Genomic DNA, 236 nt, shown 5'->3' with positions numbered 1-236 from the left:
CCCGATGATCCGCGGCTCGGGCATTCCGTGGGACCTGCGCAAGTCGCAGCCCTATGACGCCTATGACAAGGTGGATTTCGACGTGCCAGTGGGCACCAGCGGCGACTGCTATGACCGGTTCATGGTGCGCGTCGAGGAAGTGCGCCAGTCGGCCCGGATCATGAAGCAGTGCCTGGCGCAGATGCCCGAAGGTCCGGTGCTCGCCACCGATCGCAAGGTCACGCCGCCCAAGCGCG

General features: G+C 66.1%; 1 protein-coding gene. It reads left to right on the top strand.

Going from position 1 to position 236, the window contains the following annotated elements; all coding sequences use genetic code 11:
* A partial coding sequence (locus AC3II9_RS22510; protein ID WP_489158998.1) for an NADH-quinone oxidoreductase subunit D-related protein occupies window positions 1-236 on the top strand: 236 nt, incomplete at both ends.

It is taken from the genome of Lysinibacillus sp. RU7 (assembly GCF_057837305.1).
Note: the sequence above shows the minus strand (reverse complement) of the source record. Positions and strands in the feature narration are given on the sequence as shown.